The organism is Variovorax sp. ZS18.2.2, assembly GCF_024701975.1.
GTDB lineage: Bacteria > Pseudomonadota > Gammaproteobacteria > Burkholderiales > Burkholderiaceae_C > Variovorax.
In genome coordinates this window covers 720,109-745,895 of the sequence record NZ_JANLNM010000001.1, presented here as the reverse complement: position 1 = coordinate 745,895, position 25,787 = coordinate 720,109, and the positions used below count along the sequence as shown (strand labels likewise).

Here is a 25,787-nt window from a genome sequence, read left to right as displayed (position 1 = left end):
CGGAATGGCTGACGCGAGGTGTCCTGCAAAGTGCGGCAAGCTAACGGCTGTCCCATCGCGGAAAATCATTCCGCACCTCGCCTCGTTCCCCCTTCCCCCAAAGACTAGAAACCCTCAAGAAACACATGCTTGATCGCCGATCCTTCCTTGCCGCAGGTGGTGCCGCCGCCGCACTCGCCGCCCTTGGACTGCCCGAAGAGGCGCTGGCCGCCAACGGCCTGCAACTGAGCCAGCCTTCGCCCTTCTCGTTCGACCGGCTCGTTGCGCAGGCCAAGCGCCTCGCCGCGCAACCGTACGCCGCCGCCGCGCCGCTGGCCCCCGACGTGCTCGAGAAGATCGACTACGACGCCCACGGCAAGATCAAGTTCGACCCCGCCAACGCCCTCTTTCGCGAAGGCCCCGGCGCATTCCCCGTCACCTTCTTCCACCTCGGCCGCTTCTTCCAGACGCCGGTGCGCATGCACGTGCTGGAGAACTCCGACGGCGATGCGTTCGCCCGCGAAGTGCTCTACAGCCCCGACTACTTCTCGATGCCCCCCGACAGCCCCGCGCGCACGCTGCCACCCGGCGCGGGCTTCGCGGGCTTTCGCCTGCAGGAAAGCCGCCTGGGCGACCAGGGCAAGCTCGACTGGCAGAAGAACGACTGGGTCGCCTTTCTCGGCGCCTCGTACTTCCGCGCGATCGGCGAGCTGTACCAGTACGGCCTGTCGGCCCGCGGCCTCGCGCTCGACGTGGCCGTGCCCGACAAACCCGAGGAATTCCCCACCTTCACCCGCTTCTATTTCGAGACTCCGGCTGCGAACAACACCACCTCGATGACGGTCTACGCCCTCCTCGAAGGGCCGAGCGTCACCGGCGTCTTCAAGTTCGTGATGCAGCGCGGCAAGGCGGTGATCATGGACATCGACTCGCGCCTCTTCCTGCGCCGCGACGTGGCGCGCCTGGGCCTCGTGCCGCTCACCTCGATGTACTGGTACTCCGAGACCATCAAGCCCACCGCCATCGACTGGCGCCCCGAGGTGCACGACTCCGACGGCCTCGCGATCTGGAACGGCGCGGGCGAGCGCATCTGGCGCCCGCTCAACAACCCCACGCAAACGCGCGCCTCCGCCTTCGCTGACACGAAGCCGCGCGGCTTTGGCCTCTTGCAGCGCGACCGCTTGTTCGACCACTACCAGGACGGCGTCGGCTACGAGAAGCGCCCGAGCCTCTGGATCGAACCGCTGGGCGATTGGGGCGAAGGCTCGGTGCAGCTCATCGAGATTCCGACCGACGACGAGATCCACGACAACGTCGTCGCCTTCTGGGTGCCCAAGGTCGAGGCCAAGGCCGGCGCGAGCTACAGCCTGCAATACCGGCTGCACTGGACCGACCAGGAGCCCTTTCCTTCGCCGCTCGCGCGCTGCGTGGCCACGCGCATCGGCCGCGGCGGCCAGCCGGGCCAGCCGCGGCCGCAGGGCGTGCGCAAGTTCATGGTCGAGTTCATCGGCCAGCCGCTCACCACCGTGCCCTTCGGCGTGAAACCCGAGCTGGTGCTCACGGCGCCGCGCGGCAAGTTCTCGTATGTGTTCGCCGAAGCCGTGCCCAACGGCGTGCCCGGCCACTGGCGCGCGCAGTTCGACTTCACGCCCGAAGGCAACGAGCCGATCGACATGCGGCTCTACCTGAAGAACGGCGACCAGACGTTGACGGAGACCTGGCTGTACCAGTACCAGCCGGGTTGAGTTTCTTCAACGCACTGGGTGTGCGTTGTGGGGCGCGAAGAGCTCCACCGCCCAGTCGACGAACACGCGCAGCTTGGCGCTCAGGTGCCGGTTGGTCGGGTACACCACGTGCAGCGGATACGGCTCGGGCGCCCAGCCCTGCAGTATTTCGACCAGCGCGCCGCTTGCCAGATAAGGCGCGGCCATCACACCGAAGGTCTGCGCCACGCCCATGCCGGCGAGCATCGCCGTCAGGTGCGCGGTGCTCTCGTTCACACCGACCACGGTGTGGCCGTGGATCTCGATGCGCTCCTCGCCGCGCTCATAGCGCAGCGGAAATGGCCGGTTGCTCAGCGATGAGAAGTAGCCGACCACACGGTGCGTGCCATCGCCCAGGTCCGCCGGCGTCTTCGGGACGCCATGGCGCTTCAGATAGGCCGGCGTCGCACAGGTCACGATAGGCAAGGTCGCAATGCGGCGCGCCACGAGCGTCTGGTCGTTCAATTCGCCGGTACGGATCACGCAGTCGACCGCATCGCCGACCAGGTTCACCGGCCGGTCGCTCACGCCGATCTCGAGTTCGATCTCCGGATAGCGCGCATGAAACGCCGGCAGCTGCGGAATCAGGATCATGTTCGCCAGCGAGGAGCCGACGTCCACCCGCAGCCGACCGCGCGGATTGGTCTGCGCGTTGGTGAGGTCCGATTCGATGTCTTCCAGCTCGGCGAGCACGCGCGCGGTGCGCTCGTAGTAGGCCGCACCTTCGGGCGTGACGGTCACGCGCCGCGTCGTGCGCTGCAGCAGCTTCACGCGCAGATGCGTCTCCAGTTGCTGCACCAGCTTCGTCACGCTGGGCTTGGGCATCTGCAGCGAATCGGCCGCGCGGGTGAAGGTGCCGGCCTCGACCACCCGGGCGAAGACGCGCATGGCGGTGATCTGGTCCATCGCTGGATTATTAGTGATTCGGAAATAAACAAGTCCCGCGCGGCATCTTGGTCCGAGAGGGGGTGACGCCCAAACTGCCTTCCATCGTCAACGCTGCGTCGCAGCAATTTCCAAGGAAGAAAGAAGTCATGTCCCAACTCAAGCTCAACGACAAGATCGCCCTCGTCACCGGCGGCACCAGCGGCATCGGCCTGGCCACCGCGCAACGCTTCGTGGCCGAAGGCGCCCACGTGTTCATCACGGGCCGCCGCCAGGCGGAACTCGATGCGGCAGTGAAGACCATCGGCCGCAACGTGACCGGCGTGCTCGGCGACGTGTCGAAGCTCGCCGACCTCGACCGCCTCTACGCCACCATCAAGGAACAGAAAGGCCGGCTCGATGTGCTGTTCGCCAACGCGGGCGGCGGCAGCCTGTTGCCGCTGGGCCAGATCACCGAAGAGCACTTCGACAAGACCTTCGGCACCAATGTGCGCGGCCTTCTCTTCACCGTGCAGAAGGCGCTGCCGCTGATGCCCAAGGGTTCAGCGATTGTTCTCAACGCATCGATCACCAGCATCAAGGGCAACCCGGCCTTCAGCGTCTACAGCGCCACCAAGGCGGCGGTGCGCAGCTTCGCGCGCGGCTGGTCGGTGGACCTGAAGGATGCCGGCATCCGCGTCAATGCGGTCAGCCCCGGCGTGGTGCCGACCCCGGCCTATGAGCGGCTGGGCCTCACGCCGGAACAAGTGAAAGGCTTCATCGAGATGCAGGCGCAGACGATCCCGTTGGGCCGGGTCGGCACGCCCGATGAAATCGCCAAGGCCGTTGTATTTCTTGCCTCCGACGACAGCAGCTTCGTGAACGGCACGGAACTGTTTGTCGACGGCGGCATGGCGCAGATCTGATCGATCAGCGCTTGGTGACCGACACCAGCTCGACTTCGAAATTCAGTGTGGCGTTCGGCGGAATCACGCCGCCCGCACCGCGCGAACCGTAGGCGATCGACGGCGGGCAGGTCAGCTTGGCCTTGCCGCCCGGCTTCATCTTCTGCACGCCTTCGGTCCAGCACGGGATCACGCCGTTGAGCGGGAACTCGGTGGGTTCGCCGCGCTTGTAGGAGCTGTCGAATTCCTTGCCGGTGTCGGGGAAGGTGCCACGGTAGTGGACCTTGACCGTGTCGGTGGCTGCGGGCGATGCGCCGGTGCCTTCCTTGAGCGATTGGTAGATGAGGCCGCTGGGCGTGGTCACAGGCGCGGATTGCGCGAACGCTGCGGGAATGGCAAAGACGGACACGAGAGCGGCACAGAGATAAGACTTCACGAAACACCTCGGGGATTGAAAGGCCCCGATTATGGCGAGCGCATATATCCCGTCGATGTAGCGCGATGTACGTAGTGGAACGACCCTTGCTTTGCTGAATGCGCACTGTCAACATTCACGAAGAGAGGAAGCCTCCATGCACTCCACCGAAGCCACGCCGGCCGCATCGACTGCCCAGGGCACGGGTCATCTGAAGAAGGTACTCGGCCCCATCCAGCTCTGGGGCATCGCGGTGGGCCTCGTCATCTCCGGTGAGTACTTTGGTTGGAGCTACGGCTGGAACACCGCCGGCACGCTCGGTTTCCTGGTCGCCACGGTGCTGGTGGCCACGATGTACACCACCTTCATCTTCAGCTTCACCGAGCTCTCCACAGCCATCCCGCATGCGGGCGGTCCCTTCGCGTATGCGCGGCGCGCCTTCGGTCCCAACGGCGGCTTCGTGGCAGGCTTTGCCACGCTGATCGAATTCGTCTTCGCACCGCCGGCCATCGCGCTGGCCATCGGCGCGTACCTCAACGTGCAGTTCCCGGGCATCAACCCCAAGTGGTTCGCGCTCGGGGCGTATGTGATCTTCATCGCGCTCAACTGGATCGGTGTCGGCATCGCGGCGGCCTTCGAACTCTTCGTGACCGTGCTCGCCATCTTCGAGCTGCTGGTGTTCATGGGCGTGGTCACGCCGGGCTGGACGCTGGCCAACTTCGTTGCCAACGGCTGGGCCGGCGGCAGCGTGCTCAATGGCGCGGCGATCTCGGGCATCTTCGCGTCGATTCCGTTTGCGATCTGGTTCTTTCTCGCCATCGAGGGCGCGGCCATGGCGGCCGAGGAGGCGCGCGATCCGCACCGCACCATTCCCATCGCCTACACCACGGGCATCGTCACACTGGTGGTGCTGGCCTTCGGCGTGATGATCTTCGCGGGCGGGGTGGGCGACTGGCGCAAGCTCGCCAACATCAACGACCCGCTGCCGCAGGCCATGAAGGCGGTGGTGGGCGACAACAGCGGCTGGCTGCACATGCTGGTGTGGATCGGGCTCTTCGGGCTGATCGCGTCCTTCCACGGAATCATCATGGGCTACTCGCGGCAGATCTTCGCGCTGGCACGCGCCGGGTATCTGCCGGCCTACTTCGCGGGCCTGAGCCCGCGCTTCGACACGCCGCATCGCGCCCTGCTGGCCGGCGGCGTCGTGGGCGTGATCGCGATCTTCAGCGACGAGTGGGTGCAGTTCGGCGGGCAAACGCTCACCGCCAACATCGTGACCATGGCGGTGCTCGGCGCGATCGTGATGTACCTCATCTCCATGGCCGCGCTCTTCAAGCTGCGCAGGAGCGAGCCCGACCTGCTGCGCACCTACCGCGCGCCCTTCTATCCCGTGTTCCCGGCAATAGCGCTCGGCCTCGGCGTCGTGTGCCTCGGTGCGATGGTGTGGTTCAACTTCATGCTCACGGTGCTGTTCCTGGTGCTGATGGCGGCCGCCTACGGCTACTTCCTCCTGACCTCTTCGCAGCGCAAGGCGGCCGCGCCCGACGAGATGCTGTCTTCCTCGGCCACCAACGCCTGACGATGCGCTATCGCACCACCATCGCAGAACAGGTCTTCACCTTCGACGACCTGAAGCAGGTCATGGCCTTCGCCAGCCCCGCGCGCTCGGGCGACTACCTCGCCGGCGTCGGCGCCGCCACCGCGCAGCAGCGCATGGCCGCACGCCATGTGCTGGCCGACACGCCGCTCAAGCAGTTCCTGACCGAAGCACTCATCCCCTACGAGAGCGACAACATCACGCGGCTCATCATCGACGGCCACGATGCAGCGGCCTTCGCGCCGGTGTCGCATCTCACGGTCGGCGACTTCCGCAACTGGCTGCTGTCGGACGAAGCCACGACCGCCACGCTCACCGCGCTCGCGCCGGGCCTCACGCCCGAGATGGTCGCGGCCGTGTCCAAACTCATGCGCAACCAGGACCTGGTGTCGGTCGCCAAGAAGTGCAGCGTGGTCACGCGCTTTCGCAACACCATCGGCCTGCCTGGCCACCTGTCGGTGCGCCTGCAGCCCAACCACCCCACCGACGACCTGCGCGGCGTGGCCGCGTCCACGCTCGATGGCCTGCTCTACGGTGCGGGCGATGCGGTGATCGGCCTCAACCCCGCCTCCGACAGCATGCCGGTGCTCGGCCAATTGCTGCACATGCTCGACGAGGTGATCCAGCGCTTCGAGATTCCCACGCAGAGCTGCGTGCTCACCCACGTGACCAACACGCTCAAGCTCGCGGAGGCCGGCGCGCCGGTGGACCTGGTGTTCCAGTCGATCGCGGGCACCGAGAAGGCAAACCTCTCGTTCGGCGTGACACCCGAACTGCTCGACGAGGCCTATGCCGCGGCGCTCGCGCTCAAGCGCGGCACCGTCGGCGACAACGTCATGTACTTCGAGACCGGCCAGGGCAGCGCGCTCTCGGCCAACGCCAACTTCGGCGTCGACCAGCAGACCTGCGAGGTGCGCGCCTATGCGCTGGCGCGGCGCTACAAGCCCTTTCTCATCAACACGGTCGTCGGATTCATCGGGCCCGAGTACCTGTACGACGGCAAGCAGATCATCCGCGCCGGCCTCGAAGACCACTTCTGCGGCAAGCTGCTGGGCCTGCCCATTGGCTGCGACATCTGCTACACGAACCATGCCGAGGCCGACCAGGACGACATGGACACGCTGCTGGTGCTGCTGGGCACCGCGGGCATCAACTTCATCATGGGCATTCCGGGCGCGGACGACGTGATGCTCAACTACCAAAGCACCTCGTTCCACGACGCCCTGTTTCTGCGCCAGACGCTGGGCCTGAAGCGTGCCCCCGAGTTCGAGGCGTGGCTGCAGCGCATGCAGATCACCGATGCGGCCGGGCAGCTTGCGCCGCCCTCTTCCAACCGCCTGCTGGCCGACATGAGCGGGCTCAAGGCGCTCACGCCATGAGCGATGCCGTCACACCCAACCCCTGGGCACAATGGCGCTCGGCCACACCGGCACGCCTCGCACTCGGCCGCGCCGGCGCCGGCATGCCCACCGACGAGACGCTGCGCTTCGGCTGGGCGCACGCGATGGCGCGCGATGCGATCCATGCGGCGCTCGATGTCGACGCGCTCGAAGCCACGTTGCATGCACAACATTGGGAAGTCGCCCGCGCCCGCAGCCGTGCGGCGGACCGCACCACCTACCTGCGCCGCCCCGATCTCGGACGCCAGCTCGACGACGAAGATGACGGACGCCTGCGCGGCATCGGGCGCTACGGCTGCGATGTCTGCGTCGTCATTGGGGATGGGCTTTCATCGCTCGCCGTCGCGCGCCATGCGGCACCGCTGCTCGCCGCCCTGCGCTCGCAGTTGCCGGCCGACACGCGCTTCTCGCCTGTGGTCATCGCCACGCAGGCGCGCGTGGCGCTGGCCGACGAGGTGGGCGAGCTGTTCGGCGCGATGCTCTCGGTGATGCTGATCGGCGAGCGGCCGGGCCTGAGTTCGCCCGACAGCCTCGGCATCTACCTGACCCATTCACCCAAGCGCGGGCTGAACGATGCGGCGCGCAACTGCATCTCCAACGTGCGGCCCGAAGGCCTGCCCTACGAAGCCGCCGCGTTCAAGCTGGCGTGGCTGATGCGCGAATCCTTGCGACGGGGGCTGACCGGCGTGGCGCTCAAGGACGAGAGCGATCTTGCGGTGCTGGCGCAGCATGACGCGCGAAGGCCGGGTCTGCCCGGATAAAGCAGGCGATCAGGCGCTCGTGCGGCGCATGGCGGCCTTCATCGAGCAGTAGACCGGGCGCATTGGCGCCTAGGCACCTGCGCTCAACCGCGCCGGGGCCGCCCACATAGACTTTGATTCCCCTGCCCCGGACAGGTCGAACACAAGCGCCGAAGATCCGGTCCGCGGATCGTTTTCAGCGACGCGAATTACTCATTCATTCAGCAACAAGACAGAAAGAGATCGCCATGGCAAAAGCCTATTGGGTCAGTGCATACCGAGCCGTCAAGGACGCCGACAAACTCGCGGCCTACGCGAAACTGGCCGGCCCGGCGATCGCGGCCGGCGGCGGGCGCTTTCTGGCGCGAGGCCTGCCCGCCAAGGTCTACGAGTACGGTTTGGCCGAACGCACCGTGTTGATCGAGTTCGACAGCGTCGAGCAAGCGACAGCCGTGCACGACAGCCCCGACTACCAGGCCGCGCTTGCCGCGCTGGGCGACGGCGCCGAACGGGACCTGCGCGTCATCGAAGGGGTTTGAGCAACCCGGGGCGCGCATGCGCCCGCAGGGCCACAGGACACTCGCGATGACCATCACCATCACCGCCTTTGAACGGTCGCCGGACGGCGGCAAAGGTCTGGCGCGCGACACGCGCGTGCGCTGGGCGCTGGAGGAAGCCGGCCTGCCCTACGAAGTGCGCCTCGTGTCCATGCGCGAAATGAAGGAGGCAGCACATCTGGCGCTGCATCCCTTCGGCCAGATTCCCACCTACGAGGAAGGCGAGCTCGCACTGTTCGAGACCGGCGCCATCGTGCTGCACATCGCCGAGCGCCGCCCCGGCCTGCTTCCCACCGATGCCAACGCAAGGGCGCGCGCCATCACGTGGATGTTCGCGGCGCTCAACACGGTCGAGCCTCCCATCCTCGATCACCGTCAAGTTCGTGGAGGGCGACAAGCCTTGGAAAGACGAGCGCATGCCCCTCGTGCACGACCGCGTGCGCGTCCGGCTGGCCCAGCTTGCCGCTCGCCTGGGCAACAACGACTGGCTCGACGGCGACTTCTTCAGCGCGGGCGACCTGCTGATGGTGTCGGTGCTGCTGCGGGCGAGACCATCCGGACTGCTGGACGAGTTTTCCAGCCTGGCCGCCTATGTCGCTCGCGGCGAAGCGCGGCCGGCCTACCAGCGGGCGTTTGCTGCGCAGCTGGCGATCAACGCGGCGCCCTCGCCGGCGGATCGGGAGTCAGGCGGCCATTAAGCGGCATGTCGGAGCTTCGAGCCCAAAGCGCCCACCGAATGCTCTGCCGGCCAGCTAGGTCCGCGGCAACTCCCTAATCTCCACGGTGCCGCCAGCCTCATAAACAGGATTGCCCGCGAGAAACTGCTTTGCGCTTTCGAGGCTGATCGCGCGTATTCGGATGAAGCCTCCGAGATCATTGCCGGCGGGTTGGCTCGGTTGATCTTTCCTGAAGAGCTCTCCACGTCCCATCGAACTACCGCCATCGAAATGCCCGGTACTGCGAAGCTGAGCCAGGTACTGTTCCCACCGCTTCGGATCGTCGGCGGCGTCCCTGTCGGTAGCGTCCTGATGCATCAGCAGTATGTATTCGTTCACTCGGATCCCCTTCTGCCGCGCTAAGCATGCTCGATGTCCTGGCGCTGCTGTAAATGCCGGCTCACGGCCGACTGTAGCCGACGCACTTCCTGCAGCGTGGGGCCCACAGGCAACCTCGGCCGAGGGCACTACAGTGCTCCCATGACCAGCACAACCCTGCTCCCTCCCGACCTTCAAGCCGCCATGCGTGCAAGAGACGAAGCCTTCTATGCCGTCGATTCGGCGCAGTGGGGCAAGTACACCGCGAGCGGCTTCACGACTGTCCAGCAGAACGGCCAGTTCATGTCTCGGGCCGAACGAATCGGCAATCTTCAAACGCAGAATCAACGGCCTTATGCGCCGCGCGAACGCGAGCAACACGAACAGCAAGGCGACCTTGTAGTCACTCGCTTTTTCAGCGGCGGGCTATGGGTAGTGGAAGTTTGGAAACGCATCGACGGTGCATGGGCCACCGTCATGACGCAAGCCACCATGGCGACTTCCACCACACCCTGACTAGGCGTTCATGGCGTGTACGCTTCTGGCCCCAATCAGTCTGAGAGCGCAAGCGTCATGTGCTGACCGTCATGGTAATTCCCTCCAAGACAGACAGCCTCCGGCTCCAGTCCATAGGGCCGGAACCCCAGAGATGCGTACAGATTCACGGCCGCTTGGTTAGGTAGGAACACGGTCAAATTGACACGTCGAACCGAGTTTTGGCGCGCGTGATCAAGAGCCCTGCTGACAACCTGCCTGCCCAGCCCTCGCCCACGAAAGCCAGGTTCAACGAAGCATCCCCAGAGCAGCGCCTTGTGCATCGATGATGAGAATCTGCTTGTCCAGGCGAGAGCGGCGCACGCTCGCAGCTGTCCATCCAAGAAGACACCGAATGCAGCGTTTGGTATAGGAGCTGAAAGTTGATCCCGAAATCCTTGTATGGGGCGATTCAACTCTTCCTCGAGGGTCAACCCCATCGGCACTGGGTCGTCGGCGGTGACGAGACGACGTAGGGCGGAGAACGCCTCTGCATCTGGCCCTCCCAATTGACGCAATTCGACACCTGTCATTGATTTCCCTTCTCACGAGTCATTGCTCCCGAGCGAATTCGGCACCGACAGCGAACGTCCGTTCTTGGCCGAGGCCGTGTGTCGCCATGCAGCATGGTGATCATGCTTGCCGCTCAGCCAACGTAGTGGGCCGTGATGCCGCCATATGCAAGCACCAGGCCCAGCAGCATGGCAAGGCCAATATCAAGAATCAGCGAGGCCTTGGGCGGTCTTCGCCGGAGGAGTATCTGCGCCACCGTACCAATGATGAAATAGACAAACGCGGCGCACATGCCGATCAGATAGAAGACCAGGAGCATTCCGAAAGCCTTCTGGCCCTCGCCCGGGTACGACTCTCCCCATTCGACATGAGCCAAGGGCAAGGCAACGGCTACGCAAAGGGCCAGAACCGATCGAAAACCGATCTGCAGTGCGTGGCGAAGCGCGGGGTTCATCTGTTCAACGAAAGGGGCGGCAGTGTTCGTGTCATGTTCGTTCACACCTTCTCAGTCCTCAGACCACCAGAGCTCCAATGCGAAGTACCGATTGTCAGACGCGCGCGACATGTAGATGTTGGCGTGCATGTCCGAGCCGGCGTCCTCGACCGACCAAAGTACTTCGTCCGGAAAAAGGTCCTCGCCAAGAAGTGCAACCAGCCTCTTCGCCATGCCGATGGACACATCGGTAGCAGTGGCCGCTCTGTCGCCTTGCGCCCACTGAAGCCATTTTGCAAGCTGCTCGACGCTCAGCGGTCCGGCAGCAAGACTTCGCCGCGGATCGCGAAACTTGAAGTGAGCCTGGTTGGCGCCCTCGACATAGGTCCACAACGCGCCCCCTCGGGGTATGCCTCGTGCGAGGCTTGGCAGAGCGCATCGAGAAAATTGAGCGTCTGGTTGGACAGCATCCATGAATGATACGAAGTCGGCATCCTGGCACGGCTGATGCGTAGGTCGATGCGGAAGTGTCACGGGCGCTGCATAGGCTCCGTCCTTCTCTCATCCACAACGCACAACAACAGGGAACGCATGCAACGCCGCCTCGTCCTCCTCACCCCGCTCGCCACCGCGCTCGTCGCCACCGGCTGCGCCAGCCTCTCGCCCGCCAAGGGCCTCTCCCCTGCCCACTGGGACGCTTTCAATCGCGCCCAGATCGAAGGCCTGATCGCCAGCCTCGGCAAGGGCAGCCCCGGCTACAACGCCGCCAAGCCACCGTACGTGGTGTTCGACTGGGACAACACCAGCGTCTTCCTCGACATCGAGGAAGCCTCGCTCATCTACCAGCTCGAGAACCTCGCCTTCGGTGCCACACCCGCACAGCTCGAGGTGGCGCTGCGCAAGAACATCCCGAAGAAAGACTTCCTGCCCGCATACAACAATGCCGCGGGCAAGCCGGTCAACATCGACCTCGTGGTGCCCGACATCGTGGCCAGCTACACCTGGCTCTACCAGAACAGCAGCACCCTCGAGGGCAAGCAGCCGCTGGCGGCGGTGAAGCTCGACCCGAACTACATCGCCTTCACCACCAAGGTGCGCTATCTCTACGAAGCCATCGGCGACACCTTCGACCACGACACGGCCTACCCCTGGGTCACGTATCTCTTCGCCGGCATGACCGAGGCGCAGGTGCGCAAGCTCACGGCCGACACCGTGGCATGGCAGCTGAAGGAGCCGGTCGCCAAGGTGAAGTGGACCTCGCCGGCGGCCCTTCCGGGCCAGGCGGGCGTGGTCTCGGTGAGCTGGAAGAACGGCCTCAGGCTGCAACCCGAGATGCAGGAGCTGTACGCCGCGTTCCGCAACGCGGGCTTCGATGTGTGGGTGTGTTCGGCCTCGTTCGTCGACGTGATCAAGGAGATCTCGTCGAACCCCGCCTTCGGCTACAACAACCCGCCCGAGCGCGTGCTCGCGATGGAGCTGGAGCGAGACGCCAACGGCGTGATCCAGCCCGAGTTCCGCCGCGGCTACGACCAGACGCAGGGCCCCGGCAAGACGAAGAACATCCAGCGCTTCCTGGTCAGCAAATACGGCTACGGACCCAGCTTCATTGCCGGCGACAGCGAGGGCGACCAGAACATGATGGCCGACTTCGCCGACACGAAGAAAGTGCTGATCGTCAACCGCCTGCGCGATCCGAAGACCGACATCGGCAAGTTCTCGGCGCTGGCGGTGCAGAACTACGGCAAGCCCGACACGCGCTACCTGCTGCAGGGTCGCGACGACAACACCGGCCAGTGGGTGGCCTCGCAACTGCACACGCCGCTGGGTGCCACGCAGGGCAAGGCGCTCAAGTAGGTACGCAGGCGGCGGGCACCTGCCTATGATCCTGGCATCGAACACCAGGAGACAAACCATGGCTGCCCGCTACCCCCTCGCCGAGCTCAAAGACCTGCCTGAAGACATCCGCACCGCGATCCTCGCCGTGCAGGAAAAGGCCGGTTTCGTGCCCAACGTGTTCGGCCTTGCGCGACGCCCGGCCGAGTGGCGCGCTTTCTTCGCGTACCACGACGCGCTGATGCTCAAGGAAGAAGGCTCGCTCACAAAGGGCGACCGCGAGATGATCGTCACCACCACCAGCGCGGCCAACCAGTGCCTCTACTGCGTGGTGGCGCATGGCGCACTCTTGCGCATCTACGAGAAGAAACCGCTGGTGGCCGACCAGGTGGCGGTGAACTACCGCAAGGCCGACATCACGCCGCGCCAGCGCGCGATGCTCGACTTCGCGATGAAGGTCTGCGACCGCTCGCACGAAATCGACGACAGCGACTTTCCGCCGCTGCACGCCCACGGCTTCGATGACGAGGACATCTGGGACATCGCGGCCATCACCGCCTTCTTTGGCCTCAGCAACCGGCTCGCGAGCTTCAGCGGCATGCAGCCGAACAACGAGTTCTTCCTGATGGGCCGGCTGCCCCGCGAGAAGAAGCAGTAAAGGCCTTCAGGCCTCCGCGCGGCAGGACGCCAGCGCATCCAGCGCAGGCTTGTAGGTGGGCGTGTTCACGTCCATCACGCCCAGCACCGTGTGATAGAGGTTGTCGTGCGTGAGCGGCGCATCGAGCCCCGCCTCCATGCACGAGCGCGAGAGCTTGCGGCGCTCGCTCATGCCTTCGCTGAACCAGGTGACCATCGGCACGTGCTTCTGCGCCTCGGGCGCGAAGCTGTACGGCACGCCATGCAGGAACAGGCCGTACTCGCCGAGCGATTCGCCGTGGTCGCTCACGTACAGCATTCCCGGGTCGTACTGCTTCGATTGGGTCTGGAGCCAGTCGATCGTGCGGGCGAGAAAACGGTCGGTCTCGGCGATGGAGTTGTCGTAGACGTTCATCAGCTCGTTGTGGCCGCACTCGGCCAGCGCGTTGGTCTTGCACTCGGGCAGGAAGCGCTTCACGTCGGGCGACGAGCGCTTGTAGTAAGCCGGGCCGTGGCTGCCCATCTGGTGCATCACCAGCACCACGCCCTTGGCGCGGCGCTCGGCCGGCAGTGCGGCGATGCGTGCGTCGAGGTTCTTGAGCATCACGTCGTCCAGGCACTCGTCGCCGTCGCACAAGGCTTTCTTCGTGGCGGCATCGAGCCCGTCGAAGGCCGATGCATTGGGGATGCGTGTGCACACGTCCTTGCAGCCGGCCTGGTTGTCGAGCCAGAGCACGGCCAGGCCCGAGGCCTGCAGCACGTCGACGAGGTTCTCGTAGTCGTCCTTGCGCGATTCGTAGCCTTGCTTGCCCAGCGGCGAGAACATGCACGGCACCGAGGCCAGCGTATTGGTGCCGCAGGAATGCACGTCGCGGTAGCTCAGCACGTCGCGCTTGGCCAACTCGGGCGTGGTGTCGCGTGCGTAGCCGTTCAGCGCGAAGTGGTCGGCACGCGCGGTTTCGCCCACCACCACCACGAACATCGGCGGGCGCACCTGCGCGGCATAGCTCGCGCCGAGCGAGGTGCCGGCAGTGATCGGAATCAGCTTGCCGCTGCGCTTGAACATCGGCTTGATGAACACGGCACCCGTCGAGTAGAGGCTCGCGATCGGGTTCATCATGTAGCGCAGGTGGATGTTGTTGCGCATCAGCGGCGCGAGCTGCCGGTTCATGGCCACTGCCGTGCCCAATGCCATCACCACAGCCAGCAGCAGCAGCGCCGCGTTGCGCCAGAGCTTCGAGAAAAAGCGCATCGGCGCGATGCGCACGCGCCAGAGCAGCAACCCAGCGGGCAATGCAACGATCAGCACGTTGAAGGCCATGCGCCAGCTCAGCAGGTCGCGCGCTTCGTTCGGATCGGTCTGCAGCGCGTTGGCCATCATGGTCGGGTCCATGACGACGCGGTACTCCAGCATGTAGTGCTGCGCCACCGCGGCCAGCACGACCACCGCGAACCACAGCGGCTTCAGCCAGCGCGACCAGGCGGTGAGCGACAGCATCGCCACCGTGCCGCACAGCGTGAGCAGGCTCATGGCCGCGATCGTGGGCAGGTAGGTGCTCGGCGCCCCGCCGATGCGGGCCAACTCGTTCCACAGCGGCCAGTTGGTGGCGAGCACCAGGTAGAGGCCGAGCCAGAGCACGACCAGCCCGGCGGAACGCGGCCGCGCGAGCCACTGGTCGAGACGTTTCCACAGCGCACCCGCCGAGGAAAAGTGTGGCGCCGACACCTCGGAAGCCGAGGAAAAAGAGGCGCGATGCGTGGGTGCGGGCTCGATACGCGAAAAAGACATGCAGCGACTGTAGGGACGCTGCCTGAAAGGAGCCTGAACTCGGTGTTCAGGCCGTGTTCAGGCTCGCCATGCTCAGGCGCGCCGTGCGCGTGCGCGCCTGCGGCGGGCCGGCATTCTCGCGAGGGTGAGGCTCAGCGGACGGCTCACGCCGCGCTCGACGATGATCGACACCAGCGCCCCCAGGAGCACGGCCGCAGCAATGTCCGAGGGAAAGTGCAGCCCCAGGTAGAGGCGGCTCCAGGCCACCACCGCCGCCACCACGAGCGCCGCCAGAATGGGTGCGCGGTGCGGCAGGCACCACAGCGAGAAGGCGGCGGCGAAGGTGCCGGCCGCATGCAGGCTCGGAAAGCCCGGCCGCATGCCCTGCGGCTCCCACTGGATGCCCAGGCCGTAGAACGCGGGCCTCGGAAACGGCAGGGCCGAGCGGAACACGTTCACCACGACCCAGGTCAGCAGCACGCTCACCAGCGCTGTGAAAAGCGCATAGCGCCAGCGCTTGTCGAACATCGCGCCCGCAATGATCGTCAGGGCCAGCAGGGTCGGTAGCACTTCCGAGGCGAAACGGGCGAACTCGATGAGCCACAGCGACGCCGAAGCGCCCGCGTTGAGCCATCCGAACAGGGCGAAATCAAGTGCTTGCATGGTGAAGAGGTGCGGCCGCGTCGGAGAGCTCGGACGGATCGGACAGATGAGGATCGCGGCGCGTCACCGCCACGTCGATGGCAAACCCGACCGCCCAGCAGACCCAGGCAGTCCAGAGCGTGTGGCTCATGTAATGGGCACCGCGCAGCTGCTGCGACAACCCCAGCGCCAGGCCGGCGACCGCCGCCGTGCCCAACCAGATGAACGCCGCGCGGGTGGACACCCGGCGCAGCACAAAGTAACCGCCGACGTAGGCGAATGCGGCCGATGCGTGGCCGGCCGGGAAGCACCCGCCCGCCCCACCATCGCTCACGCCCCACGACCAGTGCGACACGTAGCGTGCGACGCCGCCGAACTCCTTCAGGTCCCAGGGGCAGCTGGTGTCGCTGAAATGCTTGATGAGGCTGATGGCCAGCACCGAGGCCAGCACGGTCGACGCCAGTTGCACCCGCTCCCGCGTGGCGAGCTTGCGCAGGATGCCCATCGGCCAGCGAATGGCCGCGAACAGGCCGATCACCAGCAGCCAGCTCAGGTTTCTGGCGCCTTCGTGCATCACATGGACCAGGAAGGGGTTCTCGCGCCACGGAAAGCCCATCGGCGTGCCGGCCATGCGTGCCAGCCAGAGATCGCCGCCGGAGGCGTCCCACGTCATCAACAAGGCCAGTGCGAGCAAGGTCAGGACTCCGGGACGGAGATTCGCGGTACGTGTCATTGAAAAAAACCAGACCTCGACAAAAACTGGCGCGAGCCTACGTTCGCGAAATGAACCCAGTCTGAAGCGACCTGAACGAATCCTGACGCGGCCTCCCGCCGCTCTGCGGGCGCTAGACTTCGTGTTTTTTCAGAGACACACCGCGTGCGCATATTGCTTGTCGAAGATGACACTTCCTTGGCAGATGCCGTTTGCAGCTATCTGCTCGCCAAGGCTTTTGTCGTCGATGTGGCGCCCAGCCTCGCCGATGCACGCGGCGCCCTGCTCTCGGTGCAGTACGCGGCGGTGCTGCTCGACCTGCACCTGGGCGACGGCGACGGCCTCTCGCTGCTGCCGCAAGTGCGCGCGCTGCGGGAGCCCCCCATCGTCATCGTGCTCACGGCCCGCGACCAGGTCACCGACCGCATCCGCGGGCTGGACGCGGGTGCCGACGACTACCTCATCAAGCCCTATGACCCCGCGGAACTGCTGGCCCGCCTGCGCGCGGTCGAGCGGCGGCGCAGCGCCAACACCTCGCCCGTGCTGCAGTTCGGCACGCTGGAGATCGATCTGGCCCACGACCGCGTGCGCAAGGACGGCAGCCCCGTCGTGCTCACCCAGAAGGAATGGGCCCTGCTGCGCGTGATGGCCACGCGCCCCGAGCGCATCCACACGCGCGAGAACCTGGCCGATGCGCTCTACGGCTTCGGCGACGAGGCCGACAGCAACACGCTCGAAGTCTTCATCAGCCGCCTGCGCCGCAAGCTCGGCAAGAGCCACATCCAGACGCTGCGCGGCCTCGGCTACCGGCTGTCGTTCTCGGCGGACGACGAAGAATGAGCAAAGCGCCAAGGGTGCACCCATGAGCACCGCCCTGCCCTTGAACGGTCGCGACTCGCTGGCCGGACGCCTCACGCGCACCCTCATCCTGTGGGTCGGCGGCGTGTGGCTGCTGTGCGTGTTCGCTGTCGTCTGGTATGTGGACCGCGAGATCAACCACAACTTCGACAACGAACTGGTCGAGGTATCGCACCGCATGTTCGACATGGCCGTGCAGGAGCTCGACAAGCTGCAGCACAAGGGCGATGCACGTCCTGCCATGCCGCTGGTCGCGCCCAAGCAGCTGTTCGCCGAAGACGCGGTGATGTACCAGGTGGTCGACATGCACGAGCACGTGCTGCTGCGTTCGGCCGAGACGCCCGCCGATACCTTCGATGTTCCGCTCGCCGCCGGCTTCGCCAACAACCCGACCTGGCGCATCTACACCGTGCGGCATCCGACGCTCGGTCTCTACTTCCAGGTGGCCGACCCGCTCAACGAGCGCCGCCGCGCGCTGAACCGCACGCTGTTCGGCCTGATCATTCCGCTCGGCGCGGTGCTGCCCTTGCTCGCGCTGGTGCTGCGCAACGTGGCGCGCACCGAGTTGCGGGTGCTGCAGCAGCTCGCGGGCGAAATCGAGAAGCGCAGCGGCGCCGACCTGCGGCCGATCACGCTGCCGGGGTTACCGCAGGAGCTGCGTTCGGTGGGCGACCATGTCAACAGTCTGCTGGAGCGGTTGTCGCAGTCGCTCGACGTGGAGCGTGCGCTCGCCGCCAATGCGGCCCACGAGTTGCGCACGCCGCTGGCCGCCGCGCGCCTTCGCTTGCAGACCGCGCTCGACCATGACCTCAAGCGCGACGATGTGCAGGGCGCGCTCCAGGCGCTGCAGATGCTGAGCCATCGCACCGAGAAGCTGCTGCAACTGTCGCGCGCCGAATCGGGCGCGTCGCTCACGCGCGCGCGGGTCGACCTGGTCCAGCTCGCGGGCACCGTGGCGCAGGAATTCTGGCAAGACCCGTTGAACAACGAACGCCTGAAGCTCAAGGTGCCCGACAGCGCGGCGCCGGTGGCCTTCGGCGATGTCGACGCGCTGGCGATCGCGCTGCGCAACCTTGTCGAGAACGCGCTGCGCTACAGCGGTGGCGGGCGCGTGGTGATCGAAGTGGCGGCGCCGTGCACGCTGGTGGTGAGGGACTTCGGCGCCGGCGTGAATGCGGCGCAATTGAAGACGCTGCAACAACGCCATGTGCGGCACGGCTCGGACCGTGCGGGTTATGGACTGGGGCTGTCGATCGTGGGCACGATCGTCGAGAAGCACAACGCGAAGCTGGAGTTGGCGTCACCGCCGACAGGTGCGACCCAAGGGTTCGAGGCGCGGATTGTGTTGCGGCCAGCCTGAGGCGGTCTGCCCCCCGTTTTTTCGTCCCTGCATGCGAATGACACAACGGTAATCGCCGCGTTAGCTCGCGAGCAACTTGCCTTTCTAGAGTCTGGTTCGCGGTGTGATCGTCGTTCGACGGCGAACCACCGCTTCACCCGCCATCACAACAGAAAGGACCTTCTCGTGAAACGAACCCTGCTTGCCCTGGGCACCATCGCATTTTTCTCCACCGCCTTCGCGCAGCCGCACAGCCACAGCGCCGAGGCCGAAGCCGATTTCGACAGCAAGCCGCAAGCCGCTGCGGAAGCCAGGAAAAAGAACAAGCAGGCCGGCGCCGTGCGCATCAAGGACGGCAGCACCGCACGCGGCGAAGGCTCGGCCGTGCCGGCGGCCAGCAAGACGGAAACCGCAGGGCAGCGCCGGGCCGATGCGCGCGAAGCGAAGCCCCACGATCTTCCTCAACCCGGAGGCACGCCGAAATAACGTGTTGCACGGGCCTCGGCCAGCGCGATGCGCCGGCGCGGCCCTATTCGCTCACCAGCGTACGCAGCCACTCCGGCAACGCCAACGCCTTCTGCTTCGGAAAATCCACCCAGATCGTCGTCGCCCCGCCCGCCGCGCAGATCACATCGGGCGCCTCCTCCCTTGCCATCGTGCCCCAGCTCTCGAAGGTCGTGCGCCCTGGGTCGCTCACGTACATCTTCAGCAGCACGTTGCCCGGGTATTCGATCTGCCGGTAGAAGTTGCAGAAGGCATTGACGATCACCATGCCCTCGCCGCCCGGCTCGGGTTCGAAGCCGATGGAGCGCATCCAGTCGATGCGCGCGGTTTCGAGGTAGCGGAAGTAGGTGGCGTTGTTCAGGTGGCCCATGGCGTCCATGTCGCCCCAGCGGATGGGGATCGACATCTCGTACACGAGCTTCTTCTTTTCGGGGATTTCGATTCTCATCGGTGGGCCTTGATGGATGCGAGGATGCCCAGCACGAACAGCAGCGCAGCCACCCATTCGGAGGCCTCTGGCCACCGGCCGTCCCAGACGAAGGAATAGAGCAAGGCGAACAGTGTCTCGCTCACGATCAACTGGCCGCAGAGGCTCGCCGAGAGGCGCTGGCTGGCAACGTTCCAGAGAATGGTCGCGAGCCACGACGAGCCGAAGCCACCGGCCAGCGCGACCCATACGAAGAGCATGCCGTCGGGCTGCGACTGCAGCGTGGCCATGTCGCTGCCCGCCACCACCCACAGCAGCAGTGCGCCGAGGCCGGTCGCGATGCCGAGCCAGTTGGCCCAGTCGGTCGCATTGAGTTCGGTGTGGCGCTGCAGCCATTTCGCGTTGAGCAGGCCGTAGATCGTCCAGCTCACCATCGCACACAGCGCGAGCGCGATGCCCCAGCCGAATCGCGCTCCACCACCCGCGCCATGCTGCGCCGACCACGCACCCCAGATCATCAACGCGATGCCCGCACCCGTGAGCAGCAGCCCCGGCAGCAGCGCGCGCATCTGCAGCCCCGCGGGCCGGCCGAGCAACATCATCCAGACGGGAATCGTGCCGATGATGAGGCTGGGCACCTCGGTACCGGCCGCCGCGATGCCGAAGGCCAGCAGCAGGTAGTAGCCGCTGAAGCCCAGCACGCTGAGCCCGAGCGCCGCCAGGGCCTGCCGCCCGTTGGGCCAGCGCACGGCCGCCGGCCGGCCGAACACCGCGAGCGCCGAGATGGCACCGAACACCGCATAGCGCGCGGCCGTGATGTCGACCATGCCGAAATGCCCCACCATGCGCGGTGCCACGAAGCTCAGGCCCCAGAGCGCGCCCGCAGCCAGCCCGGCAGCGATGCCGACCCACGCCCGCGGAGTCAGAGTGCGAACCCGTCGTCAGCGGCGATGACGGCGCCGTTCACGAAATGACTCTGGCCGCTGGCCAGCAGCACGATCAGGCCGTCGAGGTCTTCGGCCTTGCCCACGCGCTTGCGCGGCAGCATGCTGACCAGCTTGGCGCCGGCTTCGGTGGTCCAGACATCCTCGTTGAGCTCGGTGGCGATGTAGCCGGGGCACAGCGCATTCACGTTGATGCCGAAGCGGCCCCATTCGAGCGCCATGGCCCTGGTCATCTGCACCACCGCAGACTTGCTCATGCAGTACGCGGCGAGGTTCGGCACCACCTTGAGCGCGGCCACCGAGGCGATGTTGATGATGCGCCCACCGATGTAGGTGCCCGGCGCCGAGCCGTCGGCGCGCGCCAGCATGCGCTTGCCGACTTCCTGTGCGACGAAGAAGGCGCCCTTCACATTGGTGTCGAAGATGAAGTCGTAGTCGTCGGGCGTCACGTCCTGCAGGCGCTGGCGGACGTTCACGCCGGAGTTGTTGACCAGGATGTCGATAGCGCCGACCTCGGTCTCGGCGCGCGCAACGGCGGCCTTGATGCTGCCGTGGTCTGTGACGTCGAGTTCAACCACGTGGGCGTCGCCGCCCTCGCCTTCGATGCGGGCGCGCAGCTCCTTGAGTTTTTCGACCCGGCGGCTTGCCAGGACCACCGCGGCGCCGGCGCGCGCCAGTGTTTTCGCGAACTGGGCGCCGAGGCCGCTGGAGGCGCCGGTGACGAAGGCCACGCGGCCCGAAAGATCGATGCTGTAAGCCATGGGGAGCGTCCTGGGTGGGTCCTGTCGAGTCGCGGAGGTGACGCATTGCGCTCCCCCTAAAATGTTTCGCGCCCTCGTAGCGTCCGAGCCTCAAAACATTATCGACCACACCCACATGACCCACGACGAAATCCTTGCCCAGTTCGGCCCTCGCGAAGCCATGGAATACGACGTGGTCGTGGTCGGTGGCGGCCCGGCCGGCCTCTCGACCGCGATCCGCCTGAAGCAGCTGGCTGCCCAGCACGAAAAGGAAATCTCGGTCGTGGTGCTCGAGAAGGGCTCCGAGCCCGGCGCGCACATCCTCTCGGGCGCGATCATGGACCCGCGCGCGCTCAACGAGCTCTTGCCCGACTGGAAGGAACTGGGCGCCCCGCTGAACCAGCCCGTCACCGACGACGCGATGGTGTTCCTCGGCGAGAAGTCGGGCCTGCGCACCCCCAACGCGTTCCTGCCGGCGTGCTTCCAGAACCACGGCAACTACATCATCAGCCTGGGCGCCTTCACCAAATGGCTCGCGCAGCAGGCCGAGAACCTGGGCGTGGAGATCTTCCCGGGCTTCCCGGCCGCCGAGGTGCTCTACAACGAGAACGGCTCGGTGCGCGGCGTGGCCACCGGCAACATGGGGATCGGCAAGGACGGCGAGCCGACCGAGAACTTCCAGCTCGGCATGGAGCTGCTGGGCAAGTACACGGTGTTCGCCGAAGGCGCGCGCGGCCACCTGGGCCGCCAGCTGATCGCCAAGTTCAAGCTCGACGAAGGCAAGGACCCGCAGACCTACGGCCTGGGCGTGAAGGAAGTGTGGGAAATCGACCCCAAGCGCCACCAGCCCGGCTTCGTGCTGCACACGGCCGGCTGGCCGATGAAGAGCGACACCTACGGCGGCGCGTTCCTCTATCACATGGAGGACAACAAGGTCACGATGGGCTTCATCACGGGTCTCGACTACAGCAACCCGTACCTGAGCCCGTTCGAGGAAATGCAGCGCTGGAAGCTGCACCCCAACGTGCGCTGGTACCTCGAAGGCGACGAGGCCAAGGGCATCAAGCCGGCCAAGCGCATCGGCTACGGCGCGCGCGCCATCACGGCGGGCGGCCTGCAGTCGCTGCCCAAGACGGTGTTCCCGGGCGGCGCGCTGGTCGGCTGCGAGGCCGGCTACCTGAACGTGAGCCGCATCAAGGGCAGCCACGCCGCGATCAAGACCGGCATGCTGGCCGCCGAAGCCGCTTTCGATGCCGTGCAGGCAGGCCGCCAGCACGACGAGCTCACCGCCTACCCGGCCGCATTCGAGAAGAGCTGGCTGCACGCCGAGCTGAAGAAGGCGCGCAACTTCAAGGCCTGGTTCAAGAAGGGCCTGCTCGTTGCGACCTTCATGAACGGCATCGAGCAATGGCTGCTGAAGGGCAACATCCCCTGGACGCTGCGCCGCACCAAGCCCGACCACCAGTACCTCAAGCCCGCGGCCGAGTGCAAGCCCATCGTCTACCCGAAGCCGGACGGCAAGCTCACCTTCGACCGGCTCTCCAGCGTGTTCATCAGCAACACGAACCATGAAGAGCAGCAACCGGCCCACCTGACGCTCAAGGACGCGACGGTGCCGGTCAACATCAACCTCGAGAAGTTCGCCGGCCCCGAGAGCCGCTACTGCCCGGCCGGCGTCTACGAATTCGTCGGCACGGAAGACGGCAAGCAGCGCCTGCAGATCAACGCGCAGAACTGCGTGCACTGCAAGACCTGCGACATCAAGGACCCGACGCAGAACATCGTGTGGGTCACGCCGGAAGGCGGTGGCGGGCCGAACTACGTGGGCATGTGACAAGGCCCGCGCGATGATGAACAAGGCCCTCTTCGGAGGGCTTTTTCATTTTTTTCCGCGAAGATGCGTCCGTTCGGAAACACGCGGCGTAAGTGGAAGCAGGACGGCGATGAAACATCACCGTCCGCCAACCCATTCAACGACCATTCGAGAGGATCTTTCGCCATGAACACCATGCTCACCCGCATCGCCATCGCAGCCACCTTCGCCCTGGCCGCCGGCCACGCACTCGCCGCGGACATGACGCCCGCCCCTGCACCAATGACCCCGGCCGCCAAGGCCGCGCCGGCCAGCAACCTCGCCGCCGCCCGCGCGCTGATCGCCGACAGCAAGTGGACCGCCGCCGTCAGCGAGTTGGAGCGCGTCAACGACACGGGCAACGCCGACTGGAACAACCTCATGGGCTACACGCTGCGCAAGTCCGGCGCGGGCAAGTGGGTGGCTTCGGAGAAGTACTACGACGCCGCATTGAAGATCGACCCCAAGCACCTCGGCGCGCTCGAATACTCGGGCGAGCTGTACATCTCGATGGGCGACCTGCCCAAGGCCGAGCAACGTCTTGCCGCGCTGGGCCAGGCCTGCAACATGAACTGCCCCGAGTACAAGGACCTGAAGGCCTCGGTCGAGACCTTCAAGGCGAGCGGCGGCAAGAAGAGCTGATCGCCACCGTCGCCTGAACCACGCTGCGGGCCCATGGGTCCGCAGCGTCGTTTTCAGGGTTTACCGGGTGACGAGAAAAACATAGTCGGCGCTGTAGCCTTGCCTGATTCGCTTGCCACTGTCGGCCGCCACCTCGCAACCCTTGGCCGGCGCGTTGCCGCCGAGGGTGTTGATGCGCTGCACGCCGGTCACGTTGGCCAGCTTGCCGCTGCCGCCCGCCGACCTGGCCGAGAGCAGCAGCCAGGGAATGTCCGCCTCGCGCTGGCCATTGGCGCGGGCCTTCAGGGTGCCGATGGTCTTGCTGCCGTCGAGCGCGGCCCAGTGCGGGCCGGCGCCGTGGGTTCCGGCGCGTTCGCCGCCGGGTGCGTAGAGCTCGGCTTCGGGCGCGACGAGCTGCCAGGCCAGGGCGCCTTTGTCGCCCGCGCGGCATTCGTAGATCTGCACACCCACCGCGTGCCAAGTGAAGGCGGCGCGCTCGCCGTCGGGCGCCTTGATGGCGGCCGGCAGTTCAGCGGGCGGGGTCGACGGCCTCGGCGAGGCGCAGGCTGCGAGCAAGGCCGCGCCCACGAGAGTGGCGACAAGGGGAAGGCGTCGCGTGTTCGATGTCATGGCATTTTCCTTTTCGAGAAGAGTGATGAAGCCCGGGCCACGGTGGCCCGGCGCTCCTTCCACAAACGACAACCACGCCGCAACGGATGCAATACTCGCCGCATGGATAGAAATATTCTGACCAGCCTGCAGGACCTGATCGCCGGAGCGGCGCGCGGGGACCACAGCGCCTTCGCCCAGATCTACGAGCGTACGCACCTGCACCTGTTCGGCGTCGCGGTTCGCCTGCTGGGCAATGAGCAGGCCGCAGAAGACGTGCTGCAAGAGGCCTACGTGAACATCTGGAAGAACGCGGGCAGCTACCGCGCCAGCGTCGACGGGCAGGAGATCCAGCCGATCACCTGGCTGATCGCGATCGTGCGCAACAAGGCGCTCGATGCGTTGCGTTCGCGCACGCGGCGCAACGCGCACGAGCAGCCGCAGCAGCACTTCGACGCCGAGGACGACATCGAGGCACCCCAGAACACCGACACCGCGCCCGGCGCACTGCATCTCTTCGAGCAGGCGATGCAGGCGCTGCGCATCGAGGGCTGCATGGCGGCGCTGGATGGCAGCTTTCGCCAGAGCCTTGCGCTCGCCTACTACCAGGGCCTGTCGCACACCGAGGTGGCCGCGCAGATGAATGCGCCGCTGGGCTCGGTCAAGGCGTGGATACGCCGCGGCCTCGACAAGCTGCGCGCCTGCCTGAGCGCGCAGGGGGTCACGCCATGAGATACACCGATACCAGGTTGCTCGATGCGCTGGCATCGGCCTATGTGCTCGGCACGCTCGAAGGCGGCGCGCGGCGGCGCTTCGAGCGCCTGCAGCGCGACCGCGTCGACGTGCGCGCGCTGGTGGCGCAATGGGAGCAGCGGCTGGGCCAACTGGCCCTGTCGGTGCCGGCACGCCAGCCCTCGGCCAATCTGTGGCGCGCGATCGAGGCGCGCACGCGGCCGGCTGCGCAACACAAGGCATCCACCTCGCGCTGGCCGGCATGGCTGCGTCCCGCGGGCTTCGGGTTCGGCGGCGTCGTGGCCGGCGTGATCGCCGCGAGCGCGCTGTTCCTTTCCGCGCCCGGCCTCTTCATCACAAACGACCAGCTCGCGATGCGTTCGGGCGAGCGCCTGCCGCAAAGCTATGTGGGCGTGCTGACCGATGCACAGGGCCAGGGCCGGCTGCTCGTGAGCTCGCTGCGGCATGGCAAGACGCTCACGCTCAAGGTGCTGGGCACTGCGCCCCTCACATCCGCATTGGGCAGCGACGAACGACTCGTGCTGTGGGCTCTGCCCGCCGACGGAGTGCCTTTCGCCATCGGCACGGTTCCGGCCAGCGGAACCCAGGTGTCGGCACTGCCCGACACCTCCGAGAAACTGCTGTCGAAAGTCTCGCGTCTCGTCGTCACGCGCGAGCGCACGGCGACGCCTTCGGCCCCGAGTGCCGAGGTGGTGTTGAGCGGGAGCTGCGCCAAGCTCTGGTGATTCGCGGGGGGCGGCTTTCACGGGTGGCGTCCGTGAAACTCCCGACATGGCGAAGCCCCCGGTTGCGGCATAGTCGAATGCACCTGACGC

The 25,787-nt window shown here is 66.1% G+C and carries 29 protein-coding genes and 1 pseudogene; 17 read left to right on the top strand and 13 right to left on the bottom strand.

The window, feature by feature from the left end; translation table 11 throughout:
- Positions 1-125: 125 nt before the first annotated feature.
- Positions 126-1,724 carry a glucan biosynthesis protein gene (locus tag NU688_RS03655; RefSeq protein ID WP_257859179.1) on the top strand — a complete coding sequence of 533 codons (1,599 nt, stop codon included), beginning with the start codon at positions 126-128 and terminating at the stop codon, positions 1,722-1,724.
- A 6-nt stretch (positions 1,725-1,730) separates the two neighbouring features.
- Here the strand turns inward: NU688_RS03655 and NU688_RS03650 are convergent, their stop codons facing one another.
- Positions 1,731-2,648 (bottom strand): LysR family transcriptional regulator, encoded by a 918-nt coding sequence (locus tag NU688_RS03650; RefSeq protein ID WP_257859178.1) that lies wholly within the window; start codon positions 2,646-2,648, stop codon positions 1,731-1,733.
- 128 nt (positions 2,649-2,776) lie between these two features.
- On the opposite strand from NU688_RS03650, the gene NU688_RS03645 reads away from it, so the two are divergent.
- Positions 2,777-3,532 carry a glucose 1-dehydrogenase gene (locus NU688_RS03645; protein WP_257859177.1) on the top strand — a complete coding sequence of 252 codons (756 nt, stop codon included), beginning with the start codon at positions 2,777-2,779 and terminating at the stop codon, positions 3,530-3,532.
- 4 nt (positions 3,533-3,536) lie between these two features.
- Here the strand turns inward: NU688_RS03645 and NU688_RS03640 are convergent, their stop codons facing one another.
- Complete coding sequence (locus NU688_RS03640; protein ID WP_257859175.1) at positions 3,537-3,947, bottom strand: FKBP-type peptidyl-prolyl cis-trans isomerase; 411 nt, start codon at positions 3,945-3,947, stop codon at positions 3,537-3,539.
- 136 nt (positions 3,948-4,083) lie between these two features.
- Between NU688_RS03640 and eat the strand changes: the two genes are divergently transcribed.
- From eat to NU688_RS03615, 5 genes and pseudogenes are all read left to right on the top strand, one after another.
- Positions 4,084-5,505 carry an ethanolamine permease gene (gene eat / locus NU688_RS03635; protein ID WP_257859173.1) on the top strand — a complete coding sequence of 474 codons (1,422 nt, stop codon included), beginning with the start codon at positions 4,084-4,086 and terminating at the stop codon, positions 5,503-5,505.
- A 2-nt stretch (positions 5,506-5,507) separates the two neighbouring features.
- Positions 5,508-6,902, top strand: a complete 1,395-nt coding sequence (locus tag NU688_RS03630) for an ethanolamine ammonia-lyase subunit EutB (protein WP_257859172.1) — start codon at positions 5,508-5,510, stop codon at positions 6,900-6,902.
- A complete protein-coding gene (gene eutC, locus NU688_RS03625) occupies positions 6,899-7,684 on the top strand; it encodes an ethanolamine ammonia-lyase subunit EutC (protein ID WP_257859171.1) in 786 nt (261 codons plus the stop codon). The genes NU688_RS03630 and eutC overlap by 4 nt, the downstream gene beginning before the upstream one ends.
- A gap of 227 nt (positions 7,685-7,911) precedes the next feature.
- Entirely contained in the window at positions 7,912-8,202 is a 291-nt protein-coding gene (locus NU688_RS03620; RefSeq protein WP_257859169.1) for a DUF1330 domain-containing protein, read from the top strand.
- A gap of 46 nt (positions 8,203-8,248) precedes the next feature.
- Positions 8,249-8,918 (top strand): annotated as a pseudogene (locus NU688_RS03615) (glutathione S-transferase family protein).
- Positions 8,919-8,972: 54 nt separating this feature from the next.
- Here the strand turns inward: NU688_RS03615 and NU688_RS03610 are convergent.
- Positions 8,973-9,275: a YciI family protein gene (locus NU688_RS03610; protein WP_257859168.1), complete on the bottom strand. Its 303-nt coding sequence runs from the start codon at positions 9,273-9,275 to the stop codon at positions 8,973-8,975.
- A gap of 141 nt (positions 9,276-9,416) precedes the next feature.
- Between NU688_RS03610 and NU688_RS03605 the strand changes: the two genes are divergently transcribed.
- Entirely contained in the window at positions 9,417-9,770 is a 354-nt protein-coding gene (locus NU688_RS03605) for a nuclear transport factor 2 family protein (RefSeq protein WP_257859167.1), read from the top strand.
- Positions 9,771-9,805: 35 nt separating this feature from the next.
- Here the strand turns inward: NU688_RS03605 and NU688_RS34025 are convergent, their stop codons facing one another.
- From NU688_RS34025 to NU688_RS03595, 3 genes are all read right to left on the bottom strand, one after another.
- A complete protein-coding gene (locus tag NU688_RS34025) occupies positions 9,806-10,228 on the bottom strand; it encodes an N-acetyltransferase family protein (protein WP_374684630.1) in 423 nt (140 codons plus the stop codon).
- 206 nt (positions 10,229-10,434) lie between these two features.
- Complete coding sequence (locus tag NU688_RS03600) at positions 10,435-10,800, bottom strand: hypothetical protein (protein ID WP_257859166.1); 366 nt, start codon at positions 10,798-10,800, stop codon at positions 10,435-10,437.
- A 6-nt stretch (positions 10,801-10,806) separates the two neighbouring features.
- Positions 10,807-11,127 carry a hypothetical protein gene (locus NU688_RS03595; RefSeq protein ID WP_257859165.1) on the bottom strand — a complete coding sequence of 107 codons (321 nt, stop codon included), beginning with the start codon at positions 11,125-11,127 and terminating at the stop codon, positions 10,807-10,809.
- A 198-nt stretch (positions 11,128-11,325) separates the two neighbouring features.
- Between NU688_RS03595 and NU688_RS03590 the strand changes: the two genes are divergently transcribed.
- Together NU688_RS03590 and NU688_RS03585 are read left to right on the top strand one after the other, a co-directional pair.
- The gene (locus NU688_RS03590) at positions 11,326-12,588 is read left to right on the top strand and encodes an HAD family hydrolase (protein ID WP_257859164.1); all 1,263 of its coding nucleotides are present in this window, start codon (positions 11,326-11,328) and stop codon (positions 12,586-12,588) included.
- A gap of 58 nt (positions 12,589-12,646) precedes the next feature.
- Positions 12,647-13,225 carry a peroxidase-related enzyme gene (locus NU688_RS03585; protein ID WP_257859163.1) on the top strand — a complete coding sequence of 193 codons (579 nt, stop codon included), beginning with the start codon at positions 12,647-12,649 and terminating at the stop codon, positions 13,223-13,225.
- A gap of 6 nt (positions 13,226-13,231) precedes the next feature.
- Here NU688_RS03585 and NU688_RS03580 read toward each other — a convergent pair whose 3' ends face one another.
- The 3 genes from NU688_RS03580 to NU688_RS03570 all read right to left on the bottom strand — a co-directional run bounded on the left by NU688_RS03580 (position 13,232) and on the right by NU688_RS03570 (position 16,307).
- The gene (locus tag NU688_RS03580) at positions 13,232-14,992 is read right to left on the bottom strand and encodes a phosphoethanolamine transferase (protein WP_257859162.1); all 1,761 of its coding nucleotides are present in this window, start codon (positions 14,990-14,992) and stop codon (positions 13,232-13,234) included.
- Positions 14,993-15,064: 72 nt separating this feature from the next.
- Positions 15,065-15,634 (bottom strand): phosphatase PAP2 family protein, encoded by a 570-nt coding sequence (locus NU688_RS03575; protein ID WP_257859161.1) that lies wholly within the window; start codon positions 15,632-15,634, stop codon positions 15,065-15,067.
- The gene (locus tag NU688_RS03570; RefSeq protein WP_257859160.1) at positions 15,621-16,307 is read right to left on the bottom strand and encodes a phosphatase PAP2 family protein; all 687 of its coding nucleotides are present in this window, start codon (positions 16,305-16,307) and stop codon (positions 15,621-15,623) included. The genes NU688_RS03575 and NU688_RS03570 overlap by 14 nt, the downstream gene beginning before the upstream one ends.
- 183 nt (positions 16,308-16,490) lie before the next feature.
- Between NU688_RS03570 and NU688_RS03565 the strand changes: the two genes are divergently transcribed.
- From NU688_RS03565 to NU688_RS03555, 3 genes are all read left to right on the top strand, one after another.
- Entirely contained in the window at positions 16,491-17,165 is a 675-nt protein-coding gene (locus NU688_RS03565; RefSeq protein WP_257859159.1) for a response regulator transcription factor, read from the top strand.
- A gap of 22 nt (positions 17,166-17,187) precedes the next feature.
- Positions 17,188-18,543, top strand: a complete 1,356-nt coding sequence (locus NU688_RS03560) for a HAMP domain-containing sensor histidine kinase (RefSeq protein WP_257859158.1) — start codon at positions 17,188-17,190, stop codon at positions 18,541-18,543.
- A gap of 165 nt (positions 18,544-18,708) precedes the next feature.
- Positions 18,709-19,008, top strand: coding sequence for a hypothetical protein (locus tag NU688_RS03555; protein ID WP_257859157.1), 300 nt, complete (start codon positions 18,709-18,711; stop codon positions 19,006-19,008).
- A gap of 43 nt (positions 19,009-19,051) precedes the next feature.
- Here the strand turns inward: NU688_RS03555 and NU688_RS03550 are convergent, their stop codons facing one another.
- From NU688_RS03550 to NU688_RS03540, 3 genes are read right to left on the bottom strand one after another with little or no spacing between them, the layout of a single operon-like run.
- Positions 19,052-19,474, bottom strand: a complete 423-nt coding sequence (locus tag NU688_RS03550; protein ID WP_257859156.1) for a thioesterase family protein — start codon at positions 19,472-19,474, stop codon at positions 19,052-19,054.
- A complete protein-coding gene (locus NU688_RS03545) occupies positions 19,471-20,355 on the bottom strand; it encodes a DMT family transporter (protein WP_257860501.1) in 885 nt (294 codons plus the stop codon). Before NU688_RS03545 ends, NU688_RS03550 begins: the two co-directional genes overlap by 4 nt.
- 20 nt (positions 20,356-20,375) lie before the next feature.
- Positions 20,376-21,158, bottom strand: a complete 783-nt coding sequence (locus NU688_RS03540; RefSeq protein WP_257859155.1) for an SDR family oxidoreductase — start codon at positions 21,156-21,158, stop codon at positions 20,376-20,378.
- 115 nt (positions 21,159-21,273) lie between these two features.
- Between NU688_RS03540 and NU688_RS03535 the strand changes: the two genes are divergently transcribed.
- Together NU688_RS03535 and NU688_RS03530 are read left to right on the top strand one after the other, a co-directional pair.
- A complete protein-coding gene (locus NU688_RS03535; RefSeq protein WP_257859154.1) occupies positions 21,274-22,971 on the top strand; it encodes an electron transfer flavoprotein-ubiquinone oxidoreductase in 1,698 nt (565 codons plus the stop codon).
- A gap of 165 nt (positions 22,972-23,136) precedes the next feature.
- A complete protein-coding gene (locus NU688_RS03530; RefSeq protein ID WP_257859153.1) occupies positions 23,137-23,631 on the top strand; it encodes a lipopolysaccharide assembly protein LapB in 495 nt (164 codons plus the stop codon).
- A 60-nt stretch (positions 23,632-23,691) separates the two neighbouring features.
- Here NU688_RS03530 and NU688_RS03525 read toward each other — a convergent pair whose 3' ends face one another.
- Positions 23,692-24,240: a DUF3455 domain-containing protein gene (locus tag NU688_RS03525; protein ID WP_257859152.1), complete on the bottom strand. Its 549-nt coding sequence runs from the start codon at positions 24,238-24,240 to the stop codon at positions 23,692-23,694.
- Positions 24,241-24,342: 102 nt separating this feature from the next.
- On the opposite strand from NU688_RS03525, the gene NU688_RS03520 reads away from it, so the two are divergent.
- The gene (locus NU688_RS03520; RefSeq protein ID WP_257859151.1) at positions 24,343-24,951 is read left to right on the top strand and encodes an RNA polymerase sigma factor; all 609 of its coding nucleotides are present in this window, start codon (positions 24,343-24,345) and stop codon (positions 24,949-24,951) included.
- Positions 24,948-25,697, top strand: a complete 750-nt coding sequence (locus tag NU688_RS03515) for an anti-sigma factor domain-containing protein (RefSeq protein WP_257859150.1) — start codon at positions 24,948-24,950, stop codon at positions 25,695-25,697. Before NU688_RS03520 ends, NU688_RS03515 begins: the two co-directional genes overlap by 4 nt.
- Positions 25,698-25,787: the final 90 nt, after the last annotated feature.